Source organism: Cupriavidus sp. KB_39, assembly GCF_052114485.1.
Classification (GTDB): Bacteria; Pseudomonadota; Gammaproteobacteria; order Burkholderiales; family Burkholderiaceae; genus Cupriavidus.
Map to the genome: position 1 here is coordinate 21,549 of NZ_JBFREV010000055.1, position 6,417 is coordinate 27,965.

The following is a 6,417-nucleotide window of genomic DNA, read 5'->3' on the forward strand; positions in this document are numbered from 1 at the left end:
CGTGGCAGCGACAGTGCCGCGCATCAGCCCGCGCGGCCTGTCCGTCCAGCTATTGTAGGCATTCCGATGGGGGCGCGTTGGCGGAGTGATGCCGGCGCCGCAGGGGGGGGAAACGGATCAGCGCGTGCCGGGCTGGCAGGTGCCGCGCATGCCGGCCAGCACGGCGTGGATCTGCGCAACCACGGCAGCGCCCTCGCCCACGGCGGAAGCCACCCGCTTGATCGATCCCGAACGCACGTCGCCGATGGCGAACACGCCTTCCAGGCTGGTTTGCAGGGAYGGCACGTGCGGCGCGGCATCGGGCACTTCGGCCCCGGTCAACACGAAACCCTTCTCGTCGCGCAGCACGCCGCAGGTGGCCARCCACGCGGTATTCGGCGCCGCGCCGATGAAGACGAACAGGTGATGCGTGGTCATGCAGCCCTCCACGCCGCCCGCGCSCCGGTAATACACCCGTTCGAGACGTGCCCCGCCTTCAAGCGCGCGCAGGTCCACGCGGGTATGCACGGTCACGTTGGGCAGCACGGCGATCCGCTCAGTCAGGTAGCGCGACATGCTGTGCTCAAGGCTGGTGCCCCGGATAAACAGGTGCACGTGCTCGGCATGCGCGGCCAGGAACACCGCCGCCTGCCCGGCGGAATTGCCGCCGCCCACCAGCAGCACCGGCTCCTTGCGGCACAGGCGCGCCTCGATCGGCGTGGCCCAGTAGTAGATGCCGGACGACTCAAAGCGCTCAAGCCCAGTCACGTCCGGTCGCCGGTATTCGGCGCCGCTGGCGATCACCACGGTGCGCGCGGCAATGCGGCGGTCATCGGTCAGTTCCACGAAGAGCGGACGCCGGTCGCAATACAGGGCCTTCACTTCACATGGAATGCCGATATGGGCGCCGAATTTCTGCGCCTGGGCGAAGGCGCGGCTGGCCAGCGACTGCCCGGTGATGCCCGTGGGAAAGCCGAGGTAGTTCTCGATGCGCGCGCTGGTGCCAGCCTGCCCGCCCGGCCCACGACAGTCGAGCACGGCCACGGACAGCCCTTCGGACGCCGCATAGACGGCGGTGGCCAGCCCGGCCGGGCCGGCGCCGACCACCGCCACGTCGTAGACGTGGGTGGGATCGAACTCGGGAATCAGGCCCAGGCACGAGGCCAGGTGGCCTTCGTCCGGATTGCGCAGCACGGTGCCGTCCGGGCAGACCACGAGCGGGAAGTCGTCCGGCAGCGGGGTCAGGCGTTCGAGCAGCGCRACGGCCTCGGGGTCCATCGCCGCGTCGAGCGTGGTGTTGGGAAAGCCGTTGCGCCGCAGGAAGTTCTGCAGCGCCACCAGCCGCCCGTTGTCCGGCGCGCCCACCAGCACCACGCCGTGGCCGCGCTCGATCACCAGCATGCGGCGCAGGATCAGCGCGCGCATGATGGTCTCGCCGAGATCAGCCTCGCTGATCATCATCGCGCTCAGTTCGTCGGGGCGCACCAGCACGGCCTCCACGTCCTCGATCACGCGCGCATCCACCACGGCTGGCTTGTTCGAGAGCTGCGTCACGTCCGAGGTGAACTCGCCGCGCTGGGTGTAGGTGTGGAGGACGCGCTCGTGGCCCAGCCCATCGCGCCCGACGATGCGCACCTTGCCGGACAGGATCAGGAACATCCCCGGGCACAGGCTGCCGGCACGGTACAGGCATTCGCCAACAGCGAAGTGCGACAGGCGCCCGAAGCGGCGCACGCGCTGGATGTCCTCCTCGGTCAGCACGGGGAACATCTGCGCGTAGCGCGGGTGCTCGCGCACCCCGGCGTCATCCTCCGGAACCGGATTGTCGACCATCACCCCCTCCCGCGCTCGGCCATCCACCGCTATATATATAGGCCATCGGCTAGGCGGCGACCCGGCCGGGCGCGTCCATCAGCTTCTCCATGGTGATGGGCAGGTCACGGATGCGCTTGCCCGTGGCGTGGTAGACCGCGTTGGCCACCGCCGCCGCAAAGCCGGTAATGCCGATCTCCCCGATGCCGCGCGCGCCGAACTCGTTGAAGGCCAGGTCGGGGTAGTCGAGCAGGATGACGTCGATGTCCGGCTGGTCCGCATGCACCGGCATCACGTACTCGGCGTAGTTGTTGTTGCCCGGGATGCCGTTGCGCTCGTCGTACTCGGTGGCCTCGAACAGCGCCATGCCCACGCCCATGACGATGGCGCCTTCCACCTGATTGCGCGCCGTCAGTGGGTTGATGACGCGGCCCACGTCGATGGCGCTGACCACGCGCGCCACGCGCAGGCGCGAGATGCCGGGGTCCCAGCGCACCTCCACGAAATGCGCGCCGAACGACATGAACGACATCCTGTCCGTGGGCGTGCCGCCCGTGCGCGCATGACCATCGGCGCTAGCAAAGCGCTGCGCGGTCAGCACGGTGGCGTAGTCCACGGTGCGCGTTCCATCGGTCAGGCAGCCATTCTCGAAGCGAAGCGACTCGGGCTTCGCCCCGGCGAACGGCGCGCCCTCCTGCGTGGCAAACGTGCGCAACTGGTCGATGGCGTTGCGCGTGGCCTCTGCGATGGCCGGCAGGACGCTGGCCGTGGCCCACGATCCGCCCGAGACCGGTGCCGCCGGGAACGAGGAATCGCCCAGCTTCACCTCGATCTTCTCGAACGGCAGGCCGGTCAGCTCGCTCACCGTCTGCGCCGCAATCGTGTAGGTACCGGTGCCGATGTCCTGGATCGAGCAGATCACCGCGGCCGTGCCGTCGCTGCGCAAMTGCACCCGCGCTTCGGCTGGGGTGCGCCAGGCGTCCCAGTTGCAGACGGCCACGCCGTAGCCGGCAATCTCGTCGCCCACACGCATCGCACCGATGCGCGGGTCGCGCCTGGCCCAGCCAAACTTGCGGGCGCCCTGCTCGATGGCCTCGCGCAGGTGGTTGCTGGACCACGGCAGGTTGGTGCTTTCGTCGCGCGTGGAGATGTTATCGAGGCGGAACTGCACCGGGTCCTTCTGGCACGCCAGCGCCAGTTCGTCGATGGCGGATTCGAGCGCGAACAGGCCCGGCGCGGCGCCGGGCGCGCGCATGGAGGTGGGCGCGCCCCGGTGCACGTCGATGGTGTGGTGCGTGACCAGCACGCTCGGGCAGGTGTACAGGCTCGACGTCATGCCGCCGCAGTTCTCCACGTACTGCTCGATAAAAGACGTGGTGTTGATCGACTCATGCCGGATCGACGTGATCTTGCCGTCGGCGCCCGCCGACAGCCGGAGGTGCTGTTTCGTCTCCGGCCGCTGCCCCGTGGTCGTGAACATCTGCGCGCGTGGCACCACCAGCTTCACCGGGCGCCCGGTCATCTTGGCCGCCGCGCAGGCGGCCACGGAGTGCGGCCACAGGTGTCCCATATCAGCACGGGTGTCGAGTACGGGCTGCACTGCCTGCTCTATCTGTCCCGTTCCAACATGGCCGTGGAAGAGGCCAGCGTGCGCGACCTGGCCGAGCTGCAGGGCATCCCCACCGAGTTCCTGGCCAAGCTGTTCACCAAGCTCGCGAAGGCYGAACTCGTGGTGGCCACCGAAGGCATCAAGGGCGGCTTTCGGCTCGCCCGCCCGCCTTCGCGCATCTCGGTCTACGACGTCATCGTCGCCATCGACGGCGACAAGCCGCTGTTCGAGTGCCGGGAGATCCGCGAGCGCAGTGCCGTATTCGAGGGCTGCCCGCCGGCATGGGCGACGCGCGGCGTGTGCACGATCCACGCCGTGATGCAGTCTGCCGAGAAGGCGATGCGCGCCGAGTTGAAAAATCACACGCTGGCCGACATTGCCGAACGCACCGTGGAGAAAGTGCCCGCCGCCTACGGCGGGCAGGTAGTGGAGTGGCTGACAGACCGCGCGGCCAACCGGCGCAGCGCAAGATAAAAAAAGGGCGATCCCGGCGGATCGCCCTTCTTCATTCCCCCAGCCCGATCAGGCCACGACGATGCGGCGCGGGTCAGCCGACGCCAGTGCCTCGGCCCGGTTCGCGCTCGGCGGATAGATCCATTCCGTGTTGATCCTGGTCTTCAGCGCCTTGGCCTCGGCGCCGGACAGCTTCACCTGGCGGTCCCAGCCCTCGGTGTAGACCGCGCCCCACGGACCCAGGTCCAGACAGGTCACGTACTTCGGCTGGCTGTACGGGATCGGCGGCTGGCCCAGCAGGTCGGCTGCCACGTTGTGCCCCGCGGACCGCCCGAGGTTCATCGCGTGCTGGCACGACATCATCGTGACGTTGCCCTCGTCATCGGTCGCCGCACGGGCCACATCGCCTGTGGCATAGACGTGCGCCACGCCATCGACCTTCAGGTTTCGATCGACGTGCAACCGGCCGAAGTTGTCGCGCTGCGCGGGGATCTGGTCGGTCAGCGCGCTCGCGCGGGCGCCTGCGGTCCAGATCACGGTCTGGGCGTCGATGCGCTCGCCGCTTTCCAGCGTGACGCCTTCCGCGTCCACCGACGCGACACCGGAGCCCAGCTTCCACGTCACGCCGAGTTCGGTCAGCGCCTCGGTGATCACCGGGCGCGGCCCCTGGCCCAGGTCCGGACCGATCTCGCCATTGCGCTCTACCATGATGACGCGCACTGCGGCATCGGCACCGAGCACTTCGCGCAGCCGCGCCGGCATTTCGGCCGCCGTCTCGATGCCGGTGAAGCCAGCGCCGGCGATCACCACGGTATTGCGCGCCACGCTGTCTGGGCGGCCGGCCAGACCGTGCAGATGCACTTCCAGCCGGGCGGCATCGGCCACCTGATCGACGTTGAAGGCATGCGCTTCGAGCCCATTGATCGCCGGCCGGAACAGCCGACTGCCGGCCGCCAGCACCAGGCGGTCATAGCCAAGCGGCTGGCGCGATGGTTCGGCGCCCACGCCCCTCACCTCCACTTCACGGGCCGCCACGTCGATGCGCTCGACGAAGCCCTGTACGAACCGCACGCCGGTAGCGGCGARGATCTCCAGCAGCGGCGCCTTCATCTTCAGCGGGTKCTGCTCGTAGAGCCGCGGACGCACGTGCAGCGCCGGCTCCGGCGCGATCAGCACGATTTCCACATCGGTACGCGCGGCCTCGTCGAGTAGACGAGCCGAAGCGAGGGCGCTCCACATGCCGGCAAAACCGGCGCCAATGACAAGAATGCGTTGGGACATCTCTACTGCTCCTGAATGGATCTGTGCTGCCTTGACCAGCGGCGACGCCGCGGCGATCTCCAGCCCGCCTTTCTCGACGCGGCTTAACTACGATTGTATTAGTCGTAGTTAAGCCGTGCAAGAAATTTTGGGGGCGGGGTTTACGCCAACCCATCCACCGCTTGCGGTACGACCGCGGATCGGCTATCTTCATCTCCGACTATATCAGTCGTAGTAATGAAATGAAGTCGATCATGAGGCAGTTTGGTTCTGATCGGCTCCAACCCTGAACACCCAACAAGCAGGACGGAACATGCGTATCGACTACACCAAAACTTCCCCGGCCGGCGTCAAGGCGCTTGGCAGTGTCTACGGCTACATCACGCAGTCCGGGCTCGACCCCGCGCTGGTGGAGCTGACCTACCTGCGCATCAGCCAGATCAACGGCTGCGCCTACTGTCTGGACATGCACACACGGGATCTCACGCGCAGGGGCGTGGACGTGCAGAAGCTCGCGCTGGTCCAGGTCTGGCACGAGGCCGGCAGCCTGTTCTCCGACCGCGAAAAGGCCGCACTGGCCTGGGCCGAATCGGTGACCCGTGTCGCCGACACCCATGTGCCCGACGACGCCTTCGAGGCTGCCGCCGCCGTCTTCGAGGAAAAAGAACTGGCCGACCTGACCATCGCGATCGGCCTCATGAACGCCTTCAACCGGCTGGCAATCAGCTTCCGGCGCGGGCCGGAGGGCGCGGTGTAACGGCGACAGGAGCCGTCAGCGGCGTGTTCGCCACGTAGGAAAGGCGGCGGCCCGTGGTGGCGACACGGGCCACGCTGGGGACCCTCAACGAAACGCCGCGCGGACCTTTTCGATCGTCTCGTGCGGACGCTGCAGGTGCGGGTAATGGCCCGTGGCGGGCAGCAGCCGCAATGGCGCTCCGGTCCTGCGCGCGAACTCGACGCCCATTTCCTTGTTGATATAGATGTCCTGCTCGCCCCACACCACGCTCACCGGGGTCTTCAGGCTCGGCAGCCGCGCCTCGAACGCATTCTGATCCCGCGTGAAGTGCGCGTAGTAGTGGGCGAACGCGTCGGCCGACGTCAACGCCCCGTTCTGCCAGCCCCGCGCAAGATCGGCACGGTACGCCGCATCCAACACATAGCGCGCCCCCTCCGGCAATCCACGCGTGAACGCGTTCTGCAGAATCTCGTCGCGCGAGGCATTGAAGGCGCTCCGCACGGCTTCGGCCGATGCGGGTTCCTTGAGCGCCTGCAGGCGTTCCTGCATGTATTGCGGGCGGTTGAAC

Annotated in this window: 6 protein-coding genes; 2 read left to right on the forward strand and 4 right to left on the reverse strand. The window is 67.7% G+C overall.

Annotated elements, in window-relative coordinates:
• Positions 1 to 117: 117 nt before the first annotated feature.
• Both AB4Z27_RS26770 and AB4Z27_RS26775 read right to left on the reverse strand, forming a co-directional pair.
• Positions 118 to 1,812 (reverse strand): FAD-dependent oxidoreductase, encoded by a 1,695-nt coding sequence (locus AB4Z27_RS26770; protein WP_441645684.1) that lies wholly within the window; start codon positions 1,810 to 1,812, stop codon positions 118 to 120.
• Positions 1,813 to 1,861: 49 nt separating this feature from the next.
• Positions 1,862 to 3,361: a xanthine dehydrogenase family protein molybdopterin-binding subunit gene (locus tag AB4Z27_RS26775; RefSeq protein WP_441645685.1), complete on the reverse strand. Its 1,500-nt coding sequence runs from the start codon at positions 3,359 to 3,361 to the stop codon at positions 1,862 to 1,864.
• On the opposite strand from AB4Z27_RS26775, the gene AB4Z27_RS26780 reads away from it, so the two are divergent.
• Positions 3,353 to 3,874, forward strand: coding sequence for an RrF2 family transcriptional regulator (locus tag AB4Z27_RS26780; protein ID WP_092294949.1), 522 nt, complete (start codon positions 3,353 to 3,355; stop codon positions 3,872 to 3,874). The genes AB4Z27_RS26775 and AB4Z27_RS26780 overlap by 9 nt on opposite strands.
• Before the next feature lie 48 nt (positions 3,875 to 3,922).
• Here the strand turns inward: AB4Z27_RS26780 and AB4Z27_RS26785 are convergent, their stop codons facing one another.
• Positions 3,923 to 5,134: an NAD(P)/FAD-dependent oxidoreductase gene (locus tag AB4Z27_RS26785; RefSeq protein WP_441645686.1), complete on the reverse strand. Its 1,212-nt coding sequence runs from the start codon at positions 5,132 to 5,134 to the stop codon at positions 3,923 to 3,925.
• A 292-nt stretch (positions 5,135 to 5,426) separates the two neighbouring features.
• Between AB4Z27_RS26785 and AB4Z27_RS26790 the strand changes: the two genes are divergently transcribed.
• Positions 5,427 to 5,870 (forward strand): carboxymuconolactone decarboxylase family protein, encoded by a 444-nt coding sequence (locus tag AB4Z27_RS26790; protein ID WP_092294945.1) that lies wholly within the window; start codon positions 5,427 to 5,429, stop codon positions 5,868 to 5,870.
• An 84-nt stretch (positions 5,871 to 5,954) separates the two neighbouring features.
• Here AB4Z27_RS26790 and AB4Z27_RS26795 read toward each other — a convergent pair.
• Positions 5,955 to 6,417: alpha/beta fold hydrolase (locus AB4Z27_RS26795; RefSeq protein WP_441645687.1), on the reverse strand; the 463-nt coding region annotated here is incomplete at its 5' end.

Bases quoted from the DNA above. Each gene is read 5' to 3' on its own strand.
- AB4Z27_RS26790 (WP_092294945.1), top strand. From the start codon at position 5,427: ATGCGTATCGACTACACCAAAACTTCCCCGGCCGGCGTCAAGGCGCTT.